A 17,171-nucleotide genomic window follows, 5' to 3' on the forward strand; every position below is an offset into this window, starting at 1 on the left:
TAGGATCTTTGCAGGGCGCTTCACGAACGCCGGCTGCCGGAGGCGGGTTATCTGCCAACCTGCCTCTGGATCAGCCCCTTCAGGAATTGCTCTAGAACTCGTCGCTGCGACGCTTCACGGCGTGCTTCAGAGCTACCATATGCCTTCGCCGCTCCAGCACATAATCGGCATATCCGACGCAGATGAACAGCAATGTCGGGCCGGCGTATATGATGATCAGCGCCAATGCGATAAGGATGAATGCGGTCGTCATGGTCGTATTTTCCATCAATATTAGGCGCGCCGCATCTGAAGCGGCGAAACGGACGGAGCCTCGTCTCGACGATCCCTGTCCTTATTCCTTCAAAATTCGCCGGCCTGCTATTCGTTCCCTTCCCGATCGATTTCCATTCGTTTGGGATGCCCGATCGAGCGACAATGACGAAGCTGACGGCTCGCCCCAACCTCGATCAGTCCCGTGGCCGTTCCTCCCGCATTGCCGCCGTCACGCTCTTGAGCAGCGGGCTCGACATCAGATCCCCGAGCAAAAACGATAGCTTCGGCTTCCAGTTCGGATAGCTGTCACTGGTGCCGGGAACATTGGTCGGTCTCTTCTCGTCGGTAAGGTCGGCGAGACGGACCACGGCGAGAAGCGAGGGTGTCCTGGCGATGAAGCGATAGGCGCTCACGGTCAATTCTCTCAGCGTCCGCTCGCTTGCTTTCGCGCGCGCGAGGCGGGCCGGCAGATCGAGGCCGGCGAGCTTGAAGGCGGCCTTCAGGTTTCTCCGTTCTCGCTTGCGGTATTCGCGATGTTTTCGGTGAGATCGGCCGGCACGATGCCGTGGTCGGAGCGGGCCTGAATGTCGGCGCCACGCCACCAGCCGGCAAGCGTCTGATGGTCGTGGGTCGAAATGCAGGCCAAAGCGAGGACGGGATAGACGTCCGCCGGCTTGAAACCCTGTTCGTCCTGTTCATAGGAAAGAATGCGATAGGAGAGAATGTGGGCCGCCGCCAGATCCTCCTGCAATCCCTTGGGGATCAGCCCCAAATCTTCTCCAATGACCAGGCAGCGATGTTCTGCGGATAGCTCGGCGAGGATCTGCAAAAGCCGATCCTCGGGATAGCGGACAAAGGCGCCTTTGTCCGGCCTGCTGCCTAATGGCACCAGGAAGAGGCGGCGAAGCGCTGCGGCGTGGTCGATGCGAATGGCGCCCGCATATCGCATGGCAGCGCTCACCATCCGCCGGTAAGGCGACATTTCTCCTGAAGCGATTGCCGAAGGCAGGTATCCGGCGAGGTGCCAGTCCTGCCCGTCCACGGCGAAGGGATCGGGCGGGCTGCCAATTGTGGCCTTCGAGACATAGATGTCAGGCTCGCTCCATGTCGCCGAACCGTCGACCGCCTCGCCGACGGCCAGATCGAGATAGAGCCCGATCCGCAGGCCGGCCTTCCCAGCCCGGTCCGCCGCCTGCGTTAGCTGCCGATGGGCGAGCCATTGCAGCCACATGTGGAAGCGGACATCGTCCGCATGCCCACGCTCGAATTCGGCGACAGCGGCGCTGTCGAAGTGCTGGAAGTCTGCCGGCCAGCTTTGCCAGCCGGCGCCCGAGCCGCGCTCGACCATGGAAAAGGAGAGGCATTCGAAAAGCGCGTGAAGGCGCAGGCTGTCGCCGCCTTGCGCAACAAAAGCGTCGAAATCGGCCGGGTCGTATGTTTTGTCACTGACGCGGCGCTGTCGCCAGGCCGGCCAGAGATTGCGAAGGGCCTCGAGCTTGATCTCTGCTACTCCGACGTAATCGACGAGATCGGTTTGGCGAAGGCTTGCCAATTGCCGTTCGAGTTCCGGACTACAGACAAAACCCGGCAATCGGTCGACCGCGATATAGAGCGGGTTGAGATGCTGGCGGCTCGAGGGCTCATAGGGGCTGCAACGCTCGGGATCCGCGAGAAACGGCGCGTGAAGCGGGGTGAGGCCGATGAAATCGGCGCCCAGCGATCCCATGAGATCCGCCATATCGGCCAGATCCTCGAAGTCTCCTATGCCCCAGTTGCGTGCCGAACGGAGCTCGTAAAGCTGCAGGCTCACACCCCAGACCCGCGTAGCGGAAAGGAAATCCGGCAGAAATGACGTGGGAATCTTCCTGCGTGCCGGCCTAGGCTCCCGCCGCGGCGCGCCGGCCTCGTGATCGACCGCTCCCGTCACGTCGATCTTCAATGCCGAGAGGATCTTCCGCTTGGTCTCGCCCGATACCGTCACCTCCCGGTTGTCCGGACTGGGCCTGGTCGGGCTGATGCCGTGCCGGCGAGCGAGCTTGTCGAACTCAGCGGATTTCATCGTTCGATCGCCTTCCTGTCAGCCCGCCCTCACGCTTCGCTGATGCTCCACATCACCGTCCAAGGCGCGAGATTATCGCCGTCGCTGCCGCCGAGACGGAAGATCGTCTCAGCGTCGTCCTGCTGCAAGGAGAGCGGCACCGCCTCGTTGCCGAGATTGGCGCGCAGATGAAGACGCCGGTTTTGCGCCAGGGTCCAATCCACCGCGAGCGCGCTTCCGGCTGAGCGATAGACCGCCTTTCCGGCGCCGGCGCCTTTCAGCAAGGGCACGATCCTTCGGTGCCGGAGCCCGAGAAGCGTCCTGTAAAAATCAAGAACATCGGAGGAAGCGCATTTCGACCAATCCAGCTTGGCGGCGGCAAAGGTCGATGGCGCCGTCGGGTCGAGAAGATCGTCTGCGTCGAAGCCCGGCAGACGCGACAGCTCCTCGCGGCGGCCTCTTCTGACCTTCTCGTTCAGATCCTCGTCGAAATCGCAGAAGAAGGGGAAAGGCTCTCTGGCGCCCCATTCCTCGCCCATGAACAGCATCGGGATCTCGGGCGCCAGCAGGTAGATTGAAGTAACGGCCTTGACGGCATCCACCGGGCTCGAAGCCAGAACCCGGTCCCCCAGCGCCCTGTTGCCGATCTGGTCGTGGTTCTGGATGAAGGAGATGAAAGCGGTGGGCGGCAGGTGACCGCTCGGCCTGCCGCGGCTTCCGCCGCGATAGGGCATATGCTCTCCCTGAAACACGAAGCCTTCCGCCAGCGCCCGGCCGAGCTTGCCGGGGTCTTCGGCATAATCGGCATAATAGCCGAAGGTTTCGCCCGTCGCGGTGATATGCAGCACATGGTGCACGTCGTCGTTCCATTGTGCGGTGAAGAGGCTCGCCTCGCCGTTTTCGTCACGCGACAACAACTCGCTGTCGTTTTCCTCGTTTTCGACGATCAGGTGAATATGCCGACCGACCGCCGCCGCCCTGACGCGGCGGGCAAGCGCGTGAAGCAGATGCTCGGCGCTGTCGTCCTTGATGGCATGGACGGCATCGAAGCGGAAACCATCGAGCCTGAATTCGGTGATCCAGTAGAGGGCATTCTGAATGATGAATTCACGGATCATCGCCGATCCGTCGCCGTCGTAATTGACGCCGTGGCCCCAGGGCGTCTTGTGGTGGTCGGTAAAGAGCGGCGCGTAGGACGGGATAAAATTGCCGTCCGGTCCGAAGTGATTGTAGACCACATCCAGGAAAACCGAGATGCCGCGCGCATGCGCTGCGTCCACCAGCGCCATGAAATCTTCCGGACGGCCATAACTGCTGTCCGGAGCGTAGGGAAGCACGCCGTCATAGCCCCAGCCGTAGCGGCCCGGGAATTCGCCGACCGGCATGATTTGCAATGCCGTGACGCCCAGTTGCTGCAGATGGTCGAGACGCTCGATCGCCGCCCTGAAACTGCCCCCAGGCGTGAAGCAGCCTATATGCATCTCATAGATGACCATCTCCTCCCAGGGGCGGCCCGCCCAGGCATCCGTCTTCCAGCGACAGGTGGCAAGGTCGATCACTTCGCTCGGACCGTGCGCATCCTGCGGCTGAAACCGCGAGGCGGGGTCCGGAACTTCGGAGCCGTCCGGCAGGACAAAGCGATAAAGCGTACCGGCATGGGCATCCGCGACCGCACAGCGGTGCCAGCCATCGTCAGCCGCCTGCATTGGGCGCAGGCCAGCGCCTTCGAGCTTCAGCGACACGCTATCATGCAAGGGAGCCCAGAGGCGAAACAGAATGCCCTCTTCGGTGAATGCGGGGCCGAACGTCATTTTGGTCAAGGGAAAGCCTTCGATGAAATCGGGATGGGATTTGGGTAACTTTTGCCGGAGCAAAAAGTTTCGTCCGCAAGCGGACGCACGAAAGCGGCCGCTGTCACCAGGATGGCCGGGCCCGGTCGCCTTACGCTTTGAGTCAGGCCGCCGCGACTTTGCCTGAGAGCGCCTGGTCCATGGCCGCCTGGAGTTGCTCCTGCGTGAATGGCTTCTTCATCCGCAGCATCCGGCCGAGGCCATGGTCTTCGGAAAACTCGGCATAGCCAGAGGCAAGGATGATCGGCAGGCCTGGAAAGGAAGAGCGAAGGTGACGCGCAAGCTCCGCGCCCGTCATACCCGGCATGGCATGATCGGTAATGACGAGATCGCAATCCTGTCCGCCGGCAAAGAATTCCAAAGCCTGGGACGCGGAAGACGCTTCCTGCGGCAGGTGCCCGAGATCCTCCAGCATCGCTACGGTTCCCGTCCTGACCAGCGCGTCGTCGTCGACGACGAGAATGGCAAGCGGCCGAGACGAGGGTTTCAACGGCTCCGTCGCCGAAGGCTCGACGGCAGGCAACACATTGACGAAGGTTTCGGCGACGGGCAGCCACAGGCATATGGTCGTGCCCTTGCCCCTTACGCTCGATATCTGGATCGAGCCGCCGGATTGCGCCGCCAGGCCATGAACCATCGACAGGCCCAGACCGGTGCCCTTGCCGACCCCTTTGGTGGTGAAAAACGGTTCGGCAGCACGCGAGACCGTTGCCTCGTCCATTCCCTCGCCATCATCCGACACCGATATCCTGATGTAATTCCCGCCCGCGAGGCTGGCCGGCCGGCTCTCTTCGGCCGCCGCGGCAACCGTCACGGCGCCGCCACTTTCGAGTGCGTCCCGGGCATTGACGAACAGATTGAGCAGCGCCAGTTCCAGCTGGTTGCTGTCGACCAGCAGGGGCGCGAGATCCGCCGGGATGCTTTTGCGGATTTCGATGCGCGGCCCCACCGCCTTGGCGAGGAGATCCTCGACGTTTTCGAATAGCCTGAGGAAATCCACCGCCTGCGGCTTGAGCTCCTGACGGCGCGCGAAGGCAAGCAGGCGCTGGGTCAGTGCCGTGCCGCGCTCGGCCGCCTGGATCGCGTTCGTCACCAGGCGTTCGCTGCGTTCATCCGGCGGAAGCCGTTTCTTCAGAAGATTTAGGCTGCCGAGAACCGCCATCAGGAGGTTGTTGAAGTCGTGGGCGACGCCACCCGTGAGGTGACCGATCGTGTCGAGCTTCTGCGCCTCGAACAGCTGTGCGAGCGCCTCCTCGCGCTCCCGTGTCCTTTGATCGATCCGATGTTCGAGCTCTTCGTTGAGTTCACGCAACTGCGCTGCCGAGGCCTCGAGCTCGGCTGTGCGCTGGTGAACGCGGGCCTCCAGCTCGGCGTTCAGGCGTTCGAGCTCCCGCGTCTTCCTGTAGAGATCGGCAAAGACCCGCACCTTGGCTCTCAGCACCTCCGGGACGATCGGGACGGAGACGTAGTCGACCGCGCCCACCGCATAACCACGCAGCCGATCCGGTTCGGCGAGCATGACGGCGGAGACGAAGATGATCGGCGTGTTCTGATAGCGCGGATGCTGCCGGATCATGCTGACGAGCTCGAACCCGTCCTGTTCAGGCATGCAGACATCGACGAGGATCACCGCGATTTCGGTGCGCAACAGGTGCTCGAAGGCCTCGCGGGCGGATTGCGCCTTGATGAGGTTTTCTTCGAGTTCTTCGAGAATGACCTCGTAACTCAGGAGCTTGGCCGGCTGGTCGTCGACGAGGAGGATGTTGACGGGGTTCATGGCCAGATCCTCAACGATGCAGCCACATGCGAAGAGCCGACAGAAGCTGTTCGGTATTGACCGGCTTCGCCAGGTAGTCCGAGGCGCCCGCTTCCAGGCATTTCTCGCGGTCGCCCTTCATCGCCTTGGCCGTCAGCGCCAGGATCGGCAGCCGCCGGAACCGGGGCTCCGAACGGATGACCTGCATCGTCTCATAGCCGTCCATTCCAGGCATCATGATGTCCATCAGCACGATCGCGACAGAGGGTTCGTTGTTGATGACGTCGATGGCTTCGCTGCCGGTCGTCGCGGTCAGCACCTTCATTCCCCGGCGTTCGAGGACACTGCTCAAGGCGAAGATGTTGCGGGCATCGTCGTCGACGAGCAGGACGGTTTCACCGACCAGATCCTCATCCGAGCTGTGCAAATCCCGCAGAGTTGCCTGCTTTGCGGCCGGCAGGTCGGCGACGACCCGGTGCAGGAACAAGGCCGTCTCATCCAGAAGGCGCTCAGGCGACTCGACGCCCTTGACCACGACGCTGCGGGCCATGCTGTGCAGCGTCGCGTCTTCCTCGGCGGAAAGCTCCCGGCCGGTGAACACGACCACCGGCACCTCGCCGATCTCGGCGTCGTCGCGAATCTGCTCCAGCACGTCGAAGCCGGACATGTCGGGAAGGGAAAGGTCGAGCACCACGCAGTCGGCGGCATTATGCCGAAGGACGGCGAGAGCCTCCGATCCGGAGCCGACGCTGGTGATATCGATGTCGTCATGTCCGAGAAGGGCGGTGACGCTCAGACGCTCGGCCTCGTTGTCTTCCACGAGCAGCAGATGCTTGCGGCGCGGCTGCGCATAGGCCTTCAATCGCGACAGCGCCTTGCCAAGCCCTTCCGGTGTCGTCGGCTTGCTCATGAACGCGAAGGCGCCGCGGGTCAGACCATGCTGGCGATCCTCGTCGAGGCTGATGATCTGGACTGGAATATGCCGCGTCTGCGGATTCTGCTTGAGCTGGCTGAGTACGGTCCAGCCAAGCATGTCGGGCAGGAAGATGTCGAGCGAGATCGCCGCCGGCCTGTAGTCCTGGGCGAGTGCAAGCGCATCGCTGCCGCGCATCGCCACCAGAACCTTGAAGCCGTTGTCGCGGGCGAGATCCACCAGGACGCGAGCATAATGCGCATCGTCCTCGACGACGAGCAGCACCGAGTCGCCGGCTGCTATCTGGTGGCGATCGTCTTCGACATGTTCGGCAGGTTTTTCGGCCCGGCGGCTGGCGGCCGCTTCGGCGAATTCCACGACATTTGCCGGCGGAACGGACTTCGGCGCAACCGCGCCGGCGCCGACATAGGTGAGCGGCAAGTAAAGGACGAAGGTGCTGCCAACCCCGGGCGTGCTGCGCAGCTGGATCTCACCGCCCAAGAGGTTTGCCAGTTCGCGGCTGATCGCCAGGCCGAGGCCGGTACCGCCATATTTGCGGCTCGTCGAAGCATCCGCCTGCTGGAAGGCCTCGAAAATGATGCGCTGCTTTTCAGGCGGTATGCCGATGCCGGTATCGACGACCTCGAAGGCGATCACCGAAGGCGCGTGCTTGAGCGAGGGATGATCGGACGACCAGCCGCTCGTTGCCGCAGCGACGCGAAGCGTCACGCCGCCCTGCGCGGTGAACTTGAAGGCATTCGACAGCAGGTTCTTGAGGATCTGCTGCAACCGCTTCGAATCCGTGATGAGGCTCTTTGCGACATCGGCGCCGACATCGACTGCGAAAGACAGGTTGCGGTTTTCGGCCTCGTGCCGGAATGGCCGCGCCATCATCTCGAGCAGGTTGCTGACGAAGATCTCCTCGGCATCGACCGAGACCGTTCCGGACTCGATCTTCGACAGGTCGAGAATGTCGCTGATGAGGTTCAGCAGATCGGTGCCCGCGCCGTGGATCGTCTTGGCGAACTCGACCTGTTTCCCCGACAGATTGCCATCCGGATTTTCTCCGAGCTGCTGGCCGAGGATGAGGATCGAATTCAAAGGTGTGCGCAGCTCATGCGACATGTTGGCGAGGAATTCGGATTTGTACTTCGACGTCAGCGCGAGCTCGGTTGCCTTTTCCTCCAGCGCGCGCCGGGCCTGCTCGATCTCCTGGTTCTTCGCCTCGACTTCGACGTTGCGTTCCTCCAGCTGCTGCGCCTTCTGCCCGAGCTGCTCGTTGGTCTGCTGCAACTCGCGCTGCTGCGTCTGAAGCTCGGCGGCAAGCTGCTGGGACTGCTTGAGCAGGCCTTCGGTCTGCATGGTCGCTTCGATGGAGTTGAGGACGATGCCGATCGATGTCGTCAGCTGATCGAGGAAGGACAGCTGCAGCTCGGTGAATTCGCCGGCGGAGGCAAGCTCGATGACCGCCTTCACCTGGCCCTCGAAATGCACCGGCAGCACGATGGCGCTTCTCGGCAGGGTGGTGAACACCCCGGAACTGATTGGAACGACGTTATCGGGGAGGTCGGTGACCAGGATGCGGCGGGCGTCGCTGGCGCATTGCCCGACAAGTCCCTGGCCGAATTCGAGCCGGGCCGGATGCGCCGCCTCAACCCCTTGCGCATAGACGGAGAGCAACGACAAGACCGGCTGCCGCTCGTCGGCATCCACCTGGTAGATGACCCCCTGATGGGCGCCGACCAGAGGTGCGAGCTCCGACAGCAGCATCTTGCCGACCAGTGTCAGGTCGCGCTGGCCCTGCAGCATATTGGTGAAGCGCGCCAAATTGGTCTTCAGCCAGTCCTGCTCGGTATTGCGCTCGGTGGTCAGGCGCAAATTGTCGATCATCGTGTTGATGTTGTCCTTGAGCTCGGCCACTTCGCCGCGCGCGTCGACCTTGATCGAGCGCGTCAGGTCGCCCTTGGTGACGGCGGTCGCCACTTCGGCAATGGCGCGCACCTGCGTCGTCAGGTTGGCGGCCAGCAGGTTGACGTTGCCGGTCAAGTCCTTCCAGGTGCCTGCTGTGCCCGGAACATTCGCCTGACCGCCGAGGCGGCCTTCCACGCCGACCTCGCGCGCCACCGTGGTCACCTGATCGGCAAAGGTCGCAAGCGTGTTGGTCATGTTGTTGATGGTTTCGGCAAGGGCGGCCACCTCGCCCTTGGATGCGACGGTGAGATTCTGCTTGAGGTCGCCGTTCGCCACCGCCGTCACCACCTTGACGATGCCGCGGACCTGCTCGGTCAGGTTGGCGGCCATGACGTTGACGGTGTCGGTCAGGTCCTTCCAGGTGCCGGCGACACCCGGCACCTGCGCCTGGCCGCCAAGCTTGCCTTCGGTGCCAACCTCGCGGGCAACACGCGTCACTTCGCCGGCGAAAGCATTGAGCTGGTCCACCATCGTATTGATGGTGTTCTTCAGTTCGAGAATTTCCCCCTTCACGTCGACGGTGATCTTGCGCGACAGGTCGCCGCGCGCCACGGCCGTCGTCACTTCGGCGATGTTTCGAACCTGGGTCGTCAGATTGGCGGCAAGCAGGTTGACGTTGTCGGTGAGGTCCTTCCAGGTGCCGGCGACGCCGGGAACGACGGCCTGGCCGCCGAGCCTGCCATCGGTACCGACTTCGCGGGCGACACGCGTCACTTCGCCGGCAAAGGAGCGAAGCTGATCGACCATGGTATTCAAAGTATCCTTCAGGAGCAGGATTTCGCCGCGCACGTCGACGGTGATCTTGCGCGACAGGTCGCCATTGGCGATCGCGGTCGCGACCTCGGCGATGTTGCGCACCTGCGCCGTCAGGTTGCCGGCCATCGAGTTGACGCTGTCGGTCAAGTCTTTCCAGGTGCCGGCGACACCGGAGACCTGCGCCTGGCCGCCAAGCTTGCCTTCGGTGCCGACTTCGCGCGCCACACGCGTCACTTCGCCGGCAAAGGCGTTCAGCTGATCGACCATCGTGTTGATGGTATTCTTCAGTTCGAGGATTTCCCCTTTCACGTCGACGGTGATCTTGCGCGACAGGTCGCCGCGCGCCACGGCGGTCGTGACTTCGGCGATGTTGCGCACCTGGCCGGTGAGGTTGGAGGCCATGGAATTGACGTTTTCGGTGAGGTCCTTCCAGGTGCCGGCGACGCCCGGCACCTGCGCCTGACCGCCGAGCTTGCCTTCGGTGCCGACCTCGCGCGCGACGCGCGTGACTTCGGAGGCAAACCGGTTCAGCTGATCGACCATGGTGTTCAGCGTTTCCTTGAGCTCGAGGATTTCCCCCGAGACCGACACCGTGATTTTCTTCGACAGGTCGCCATTGGCGATCGCGGTCGAGACTTCGGCGATGTTGCGCACCTGTGCCGTCAGATTGCCCGCCATGGAATTGACGCTGTCGGTCAGGTCTTTCCAGGTGCCGGCGACGCCAAGCACGTTCGCCTGGCCGCCAAGCCGCCCTTCCGTGCCGACTTCGCGCGCCACGCGCGTCACCTCGCCGGCAAAGCCGTTGAGCTGGTCGACCATGGTGTTGATGGTCTCCTTCAGTTCGAGGATTTCCCCCGACACGGTGACGGTGATCTTCTTGGAAAGGTCTCCCTGGGCGACGGCGGTCGCGACTTCGGCGATGTTGCGCACCTGCCCCGTCAGGTTGGAGGCCATGGAATTGACGCTGTCGGTCAGATCCTTCCAGGTGCCGGCGACGCCGCGCACATTGGCCTGGCCGCCAAGTCGCCCTTCCGTTCCCACTTCGCGGGCCACACGTGTCACTTCCGAAGCGAAGGCGTTCAGCTGGTCGACCATCGTATTGATGGTTTCCTTCAATTCGAGAATCTCGCCCTTCACGTCGACGGTGATCTTCTTCGACAGATCGCCATTGGCGATCGCGGTCGAGACCTCGGCGATGTTGCGGACCTGCGCCGTCAGGTTGCCGCCCATCGAGTTGACGTTTTCGGTCAGATCCTTCCAGGTGCCGGCGACGCCGCGCACATTGGCCTGGCCGCCGAGCCGGCCTTCCGTACCCACTTCGCGGGCCACGCGGGTCACTTCCGAAGCGAAGGCGTTCAGCTGATCGACCATCGTGTTGATGGTCTCCTTCAGCTCGAGGATTTCGCCTGACACCGTCACGGTGATCTTCTTCGACAGGTCGCCATTGGCGATCGCGGTCGAGACCTCGGCAATGTTGCGCACCTGTGCCGTCAGGTTCGAGGCCATGGAATTGACGTTGTCGGTCAAGTCCTTCCAGGTGCCGGCAACGCCCGGCACCTGCGCCTGGCCGCCGAGCCGCCCCTCGGTGCCGACTTCACGCGCCACACGCGTCACTTCGCCGGCAAAGCCGTTGAGCTGGTCGACCATCGTGTTGATGGTTTCCTTCAGCTCCAGGATTTCACCCGAGACGTCGACGGTGATCTTGCGCGACAGGTCGCCGCGCGCCACGGCAGTGGTCACCTGGGCGATGTTACGCACCTGGGCTGTGAGGTTGCCGCACATGGCGTTGACGCTGTCGGTCAGATCCTTCCAGGTTCCGGCCACACCCGGCACCAGCGCCTGTCCGCCAAGCTTGCCTTCGGTGCCGACTTCGCGGGCGACGCGCGTCACCTCCGAGGCGAAGGACCTGAGCTGGTCGACCATCGTGTTGATCGCTTCTTTCAGTTGCAGGATCTCGCCGCGCACGTCGACGGTGATCTTCTTGGAGAGGTCGCCATTGGCAACGGCGATCGTCACCTCAGCGATGTTGCGCACCTGCGCCGTCAGGTTCGACGCCATCGAGTTCACGCTTTCGGTGAGGTCCTTCCAGACACCCGTCACTTCGGGCACCTGCGCCTGTCCGCCGAGCTTTCCGTCCGTGCCGACCTCACGGGCAACGCGCGTCACTTCCGATGTGAAGACGCTCAGCTGCTTGATCATCGTGTTGACGATATCGGCCGAGCGCAGGAATTCGCCTTTGAGCGCCCGCCCGTCGACATCGAGCGGCACGGTCTGCAACAGGTCGCCCTTGGCAACGGCCGTGATCGTCCGGGTCACGGCCGTCGTCGGCCACAGGAGATCGTCGATCAGGCCGTTGATCGATCCTTCCATCTCGGACCAGGAACCATCAGACAGGCCGAAGCGCACGCGCGTGCTCGTTCGCCCGTCCCGGCCGACGACCTGACCCACATGCTCGAGCTGCTGGGCCATGCGTTGATTGGCGGCAATGATGTCGTTGAGAGCGTCGGCGACCTTGCCGGTGACGCCTGTGAGATCCGACCGCATCCGCACGGAAAAATCGCCGCGCCTGACCGCGACAAGGACCTCCAGAAGCGCGCTGGCGTCGTCGAACGCCATCGTCTTGTGGTCGTGCCCATTGATGCTGTCCGGCGTGATGCTATCCCGCGAAAATTCACTGGCTTGATTACTCACGAAAATCCCCCCTGTTCGACTGGAGATAATTTAGTGCCCGAGTGGAAAAAGGGTATGGCCGGACCGCGCGGTTGTACAGACCGATATGTCCTGCCGTCAGCCGTAAACTTCGCCTGCGCGGGAACAGTTTCCCGCCGGCCGTCGTTTCCACCCCGAATGGAGAGCGACATGTCGAACGTCTCGAGAACAGGCAAGGAAGAGATCAACAACGCGACCAACCCGAACACGTTTGGAAAGTCGGTCGAGAGCCAGGCGCAAATCGAGGACGCGGCTGCGCAGGCGGCGTCCGGCGCTGGCGGCGAAATGCTCAACATCTACCGATTGGAGCCCATCGCGGCGCCTGACGATCCGCGATGGGACAATTCCCCGGGGCACGGTATTGTCATCGTCGCCGCCAGGACGGCGGGCGACGCCAGGATCGTCGCTGCGGCTCGTGAGCTCGACTTCATGGAAGTGGATGCGGCGCCCGCCGAGGATGTCACAACGGCCAATGCGAGCGCCTTTCGGGACGACAAGCTCTACACCGTCATCGAGATCGATCGGAACCGGCGCGATGTCACGCGCGGGATCGTCGACGGTGAAGTTACCGTCGACACGATCCGGCCGGTTCAACCGGACTGACGTAGCAATGTCCCGGCGCAATCTGCGATGCGCCGGAGCGTCATCAAGTGGCCCCTCGTTTCCTCGGAGCTCTTATGAACACGGCCAACCTTCAGCTCAAGGGCCTGATCATGGCAATGGCGTCGATATGCGACGCAATCGTCGAGAAGGACCTGCTCACCCGTCAGGAACTCAATGCCGCGCTCTCGAAAGCCAAGAAGGCCATCGAGGAGGACGACGACCATGAGCTCTCGGATGCCAACCGCGCCGCGATCCTGTTTCCCATACGAGTGCTGCTACTCGCCGAGGAGGCAAGCGGGAGAGGCGAACAGTTGACGTTTTCGGATTATGCCAAGCTCGTGGGAAAGATGAGCTGATGACCATGTTCGAGTCGCGGTCCCCGCTCCGCGCCTCAGTGGCAGGCTTAGATGGTCTGAAATCAGTCGAGCGGTTGCAACCGGCTCGGTCTGTTCCTCTATAGATCCGCGATAGAAACCAACGCGTTGTTCGACGCGTGTCGGCGGGAACAATTCTCGTTCCGCTCCTTTCTCGAAAATCCTTGTTGCAAATCAGTCGCAATTGCAGAATAGATAGGGGCAGGCTTATCAGCAGCAATTGCCAATGCGTCGCATTTGCATCAGCGGACTGATTGCGGTCGACGCTGCGCCAAGGCGAGATCGGGAAACGATGGATGACGCAAAGAGAGAGGAAAGTTCATGCTTAGTCGAATGAGACGCCGGGTCGTAACCGGGCTGGCGGCCATCGCCGCACTCGGCGTGATGGCTGGCGGTGCCGCCGCGCAGGAGAAATTCAAAGCTGTGACCACCTTCACCGTCATTGCCGACATGGCCAAGAACGTGGCCGGTGAAGCGGCGATCGTGGAATCGATCACCAAGCCGGGTGCTGAGATTCACGAATATCAGCCGACGCCCGGCGATATCCAGCGGGCGCAGGGCGCGCAGATCCTCCTGTCGAACGGGCTCAACCTCGAGCTATGGTTCCAGAAATTCTATCGGAATCTCAAGGATGTTCCCGACGTCGTGGTCTCGACCGGCGTCGAGCCGATGGGCATCAGTGAAGGTCCCTATAGCGGCAAACCCAATCCGCATGCCTGGATGTCGCCGAAGAATGCGATCATCTATGTCGACAACATCCGCGACGCCTTCGTCAAATACGACCCGAAGAACGCCGCGATCTACAAGGCCAATGCCGAGGCCTACAAGAAGGAGATCGAGGCGACCATCGCGCCGATCCGCGAGAAGCTCGATACCATTCCCGAGGACAAGCGCTGGCTGGTGTCGAGCGAAGGCGCATTCTCTTATCTCGCCCGCGACTTCGGCTTGAAGGAGCTCTATCTGTGGCCGATCAATGCCGATCAGCAGGGCACGCCGCAACAGGTCCGCAAAGTCGTCGATGCCGTCAGGGCCAATAAGATCCCTGCCGTGTTCAGCGAGAGCACGGTGTCGGACAAGCCGGCCCGCCAGGTCGCCCGCGAGACCGGCGCCCGTTATGGTGGTGTTCTCTATGTCGACTCCTTAAGCGACGCTGACGGTCCCACGCCGACCTATATCGACCTGTTGCGCGTGACCTCCGACACTGTCGTCAAGGGCCTAGCCGAAGGCCTGTCGCAATGAATGCGATCGTCTCCCCGGTTTCCCCCGCATCTTCGGATGTGGGGGCCGGCATTTCCGTGAGGGATGCCACGGTCACCTATCGCAACGGCCACACGGCGCTGCGCGACGCCAGCTTCCAGACACCCACTGGCACCATCACCGCGCTCGTCGGTGTCAACGGTTCCGGCAAGTCGACCCTGTTCAAGGCGATCATGGGCTTCGTGCGTCTGGCCAGGGGGGAGATTTCGGTGCTCGGCATGCCGGTCGAACAAGCGCTGCGGAAAAATCTCGTCGCCTATGTGCCGCAATCGGAAGAAGTCGACTGGAATTTTCCGGTGCTGGTCGAGGACGTCGTCATGATGGGGCGCTACGGCCACATGGGGATGATGCGAATACCGAAGGCGGCCGACCACGAAGCCGTGTCCAAGGCGCTCGCCCGCGTCAACATGAGCGAATACCGCAAGCGTCAGATCGGCGAGCTGTCCGGCGGCCAGAAGAAGCGCGTCTTCCTCGCTCGGGCGCTGGCGCAGGACGGTCGCGTCATCCTGCTCGACGAGCCTTTCACCGGTGTCGATGTCAAGACCGAAGAGGCCATCGTCAAGTTGCTCCGCTCGCTGCGCGACGAAGGCCGGGTGATGCTGGTCTCGACGCACAATCTCGGCAGCGTGCCGGAATTCTGCGACCGCACGGTGCTGATCAAAGGCACCGTATTGTCCTACGGACCGACAGACGAGACCTTTACGCAGGAAAATCTCGAAAGAACCTTCGGCGGGGTGCTTCGCCATCTCGTGTTGAATGGCTCCGGCGGCAAGCCATATCCCGTCGGCATCCTCACTGACGACGAGCGGCCGCTGGTCCTGCGGGAGGGCAAGCTGCTCGCGCCGGCCCCGGCGAACAAAAGCGATGGACAAGCCTGATGGCCGGCATTCTCGAACCCTTCACCTATGACTACATGCTGAACGCCATGTGGGTATCGGCTCTTGTCGGCGGTGTCTGCGCCTTCCTCTCCTGTTACCTGATGCTCAAGGGCTGGTCGCTGATTGGCGACGCACTTTCCCATTCCATCGTGCCGGGTGTCGCCGGCGCCTACATGATCGGACTTCCCTTCTCGATCGGCGCTTTCTTCTCCGGCGGCCTGGCTGCCGCAGCGATGCTCTTCCTCAACCAGCGCACCAAGCTGAAGGAGGACGCCATCATCGGCCTGATCTTCTCCTCATTCTTCGGGCTTGGCCTGTTCATGGTATCGCTCAGGCCGACTGCCGTGAACATCCAGACGATCGTGCTCGGCAATATCCTCGCGATCACGCCCGAAGACACGCTCCAGCTTGCCATCATCGGTTTCGTTTCGCTCGCCATCCTGCTGGTGAAATGGAAGGACCTGATGGTCGTTTTCTTCGACGAGACCCATGCCCGTTCAATCGGACTTAACCCGACGCGGCTCAAGATCATGTTCTTCACGCTGCTGTCGGCATCGACGGTCGCGGCACTCCAGACCGTCGGCGCCTTTCTCGTCATCTGCATGGTGGTGACGCCGGGCGCGACGGCTTACCTGCTGACGGATCGCTTCCCGCGGCTGCTCGTCATCGCCGTGGCGATCGGGGCAGCGACCAGCTTCATCGGCGCCTATGTGAGCTATTTCCTCGACGGCGCGACCGGTGGCATCATCATCGTCCTCCAGACGCTGATCTTCCTTGCCGCCTTCTTCCTGGCGCCGAAGCACGGAATGCTGGCAAGCCGGCGCAGAGCCGCACAAGCTCTGGAGGTATCCCCATGAATGGTCTCACCGCCCTGCTGGCGCCGTTCCAGTTCGATTTCATGATCAACGCCCTGATCATCTCGGTGCTGATCGCCATCCCGACGGCGCTGCTCTCCTGCTTCCTTGTGCTCAAGGGCTGGGCGCTCATGGGAGACGCCATGAGCCATGCCGTATTCCCGGGCGTGGTCATTGCCTATATCGCGGGCTTTCCCTTCGCCATCGGCGCCTTTGCAGCCGGGATGGTCTGTGCGCTTGCCACCGGTTTCCTCAAGGATAACAGCCGCATCAAGCAGGACACGGTGATGGGCATCGTGTTTTCGGGCATGTTCGGGTTCGGCCTGGTTCTCTATGTGAAGATCCAGTCCGAGGTGCATCTCGACCACATCCTCTTCGGGGACATGCTCGGCATCGGGTTTCCCGACATCGTGGAGACGGGAGCCGTTGCGATGCTGACGGCCACCATCATCGCCGTCAAGTGGCGTGACCTGCTGCTGCATGCGTTCGATCCGGCGCAGGCCAGAGCGGTCGGACTGAGGGTGAATCTCCTTCACTATGGCCTGCTCTGCCTGCTCTCCTTGACGATCGTGGCTGCACTCCGGTCGGTCGGGATTATTCTCGCCATTTCGCTGCTGATCGCACCAGGCTCCATCGCTTATCTGCTGACGCGCCGATTCAGTGCGATGCTCGCTCTGTCGGTCGCAATCGCGGTGGTCATGGCCTTTGCCGGCGTCTATCTTTCCTTCTTCATCGATAGCGCACCCGCTCCGACCATCGTTCTTCTGTTCGCGATCGCCTTCGTTGGAGCCTTCCTCCACGCCACCCGCAAGACCGCGCGCATCGAAACGAGCGAGGTAACCTGAGGAACCGGCGTTGCCCCGGCGCATGTGCTCTGCTCTCGAATTTTGCGATAAGTTGATTTATTCTGTCTTGTTTTCTGGCTACTCCCAAGGCTATACCCCGGCCGCATACACT

10 protein-coding genes and 1 pseudogene are annotated in these 17,171 nt (G+C 62.3%); 6 read left to right on the plus strand and 5 right to left on the minus strand.

What is annotated here, in order from left to right; translation table 11 throughout:
- Positions 1-91 precede the first annotated feature (91 nt).
- From FHT75_RS29940 to FHT75_RS29960, 5 genes and pseudogenes are all read right to left on the minus strand, one after another.
- On the minus strand, positions 92-253 hold the full coding sequence (locus FHT75_RS29940; RefSeq protein WP_164735950.1) for a hypothetical protein: 162 nt from the start codon (positions 251-253) through the stop codon (positions 92-94).
- Between the two features lie 196 nt (positions 254-449).
- Positions 450-2,314: pseudogene (malQ, locus tag FHT75_RS29945) on the minus strand (4-alpha-glucanotransferase).
- 29 nt (positions 2,315-2,343) lie between these two features.
- Positions 2,344-4,104, minus strand: coding sequence for a malto-oligosyltrehalose trehalohydrolase (gene treZ, locus FHT75_RS29950; protein WP_082849647.1), 1,761 nt, complete (start codon positions 4,102-4,104; stop codon positions 2,344-2,346).
- Positions 4,105-4,246: 142 nt separating this feature from the next.
- Positions 4,247-5,920, minus strand: coding sequence for a response regulator (locus tag FHT75_RS29955; RefSeq protein ID WP_063473571.1), 1,674 nt, complete (start codon positions 5,918-5,920; stop codon positions 4,247-4,249).
- 10 nt (positions 5,921-5,930) lie between these two features.
- The gene (locus FHT75_RS29960; RefSeq protein ID WP_063473570.1) at positions 5,931-12,230 is read right to left on the minus strand and encodes a HAMP domain-containing protein; all 6,300 of its coding nucleotides are present in this window, start codon (positions 12,228-12,230) and stop codon (positions 5,931-5,933) included.
- 156 nt (positions 12,231-12,386) lie between these two features.
- Between FHT75_RS29960 and FHT75_RS29965 the strand changes: the two genes are divergently transcribed.
- From FHT75_RS29965 to FHT75_RS29990, 6 genes are all read left to right on the plus strand, one after another.
- On the plus strand, positions 12,387-12,851 hold the full coding sequence (locus tag FHT75_RS29965; RefSeq protein WP_080759940.1) for a hypothetical protein: 465 nt from the start codon (positions 12,387-12,389) through the stop codon (positions 12,849-12,851).
- Between the two features lie 74 nt (positions 12,852-12,925).
- Positions 12,926-13,207, plus strand: a complete 282-nt coding sequence (locus FHT75_RS29970; RefSeq protein WP_048338452.1) for a hypothetical protein — start codon at positions 12,926-12,928, stop codon at positions 13,205-13,207.
- A gap of 339 nt (positions 13,208-13,546) precedes the next feature.
- Positions 13,547-14,464 carry a metal ABC transporter substrate-binding protein gene (locus FHT75_RS29975; RefSeq protein WP_048338451.1) on the plus strand — a complete coding sequence of 306 codons (918 nt, stop codon included), beginning with the start codon at positions 13,547-13,549 and terminating at the stop codon, positions 14,462-14,464.
- Positions 14,461-15,360, plus strand: coding sequence for a manganese/iron ABC transporter ATP-binding protein (locus tag FHT75_RS29980; protein ID WP_048338450.1), 900 nt, complete (start codon positions 14,461-14,463; stop codon positions 15,358-15,360). Before FHT75_RS29975 ends, FHT75_RS29980 begins: the two co-directional genes overlap by 4 nt.
- The gene (gene sitC, locus FHT75_RS29985) at positions 15,360-16,217 is read left to right on the plus strand and encodes an iron/manganese ABC transporter permease subunit SitC (protein ID WP_143541136.1); all 858 of its coding nucleotides are present in this window, start codon (positions 15,360-15,362) and stop codon (positions 16,215-16,217) included. Before FHT75_RS29980 ends, sitC begins: the two co-directional genes overlap by 1 nt.
- A complete protein-coding gene (locus FHT75_RS29990; protein WP_097596088.1) occupies positions 16,214-17,059 on the plus strand; it encodes a metal ABC transporter permease in 846 nt (281 codons plus the stop codon). The genes sitC and FHT75_RS29990 overlap by 4 nt, the downstream gene beginning before the upstream one ends.
- Positions 17,060-17,171 lie beyond the last annotated feature (112 nt).

The sequence above is a fragment of the Rhizobium sp. BK112 genome, from assembly GCF_014193215.1.
Classification (GTDB): Bacteria; Pseudomonadota; Alphaproteobacteria; order Rhizobiales; family Rhizobiaceae; genus Rhizobium; species Rhizobium anhuiense.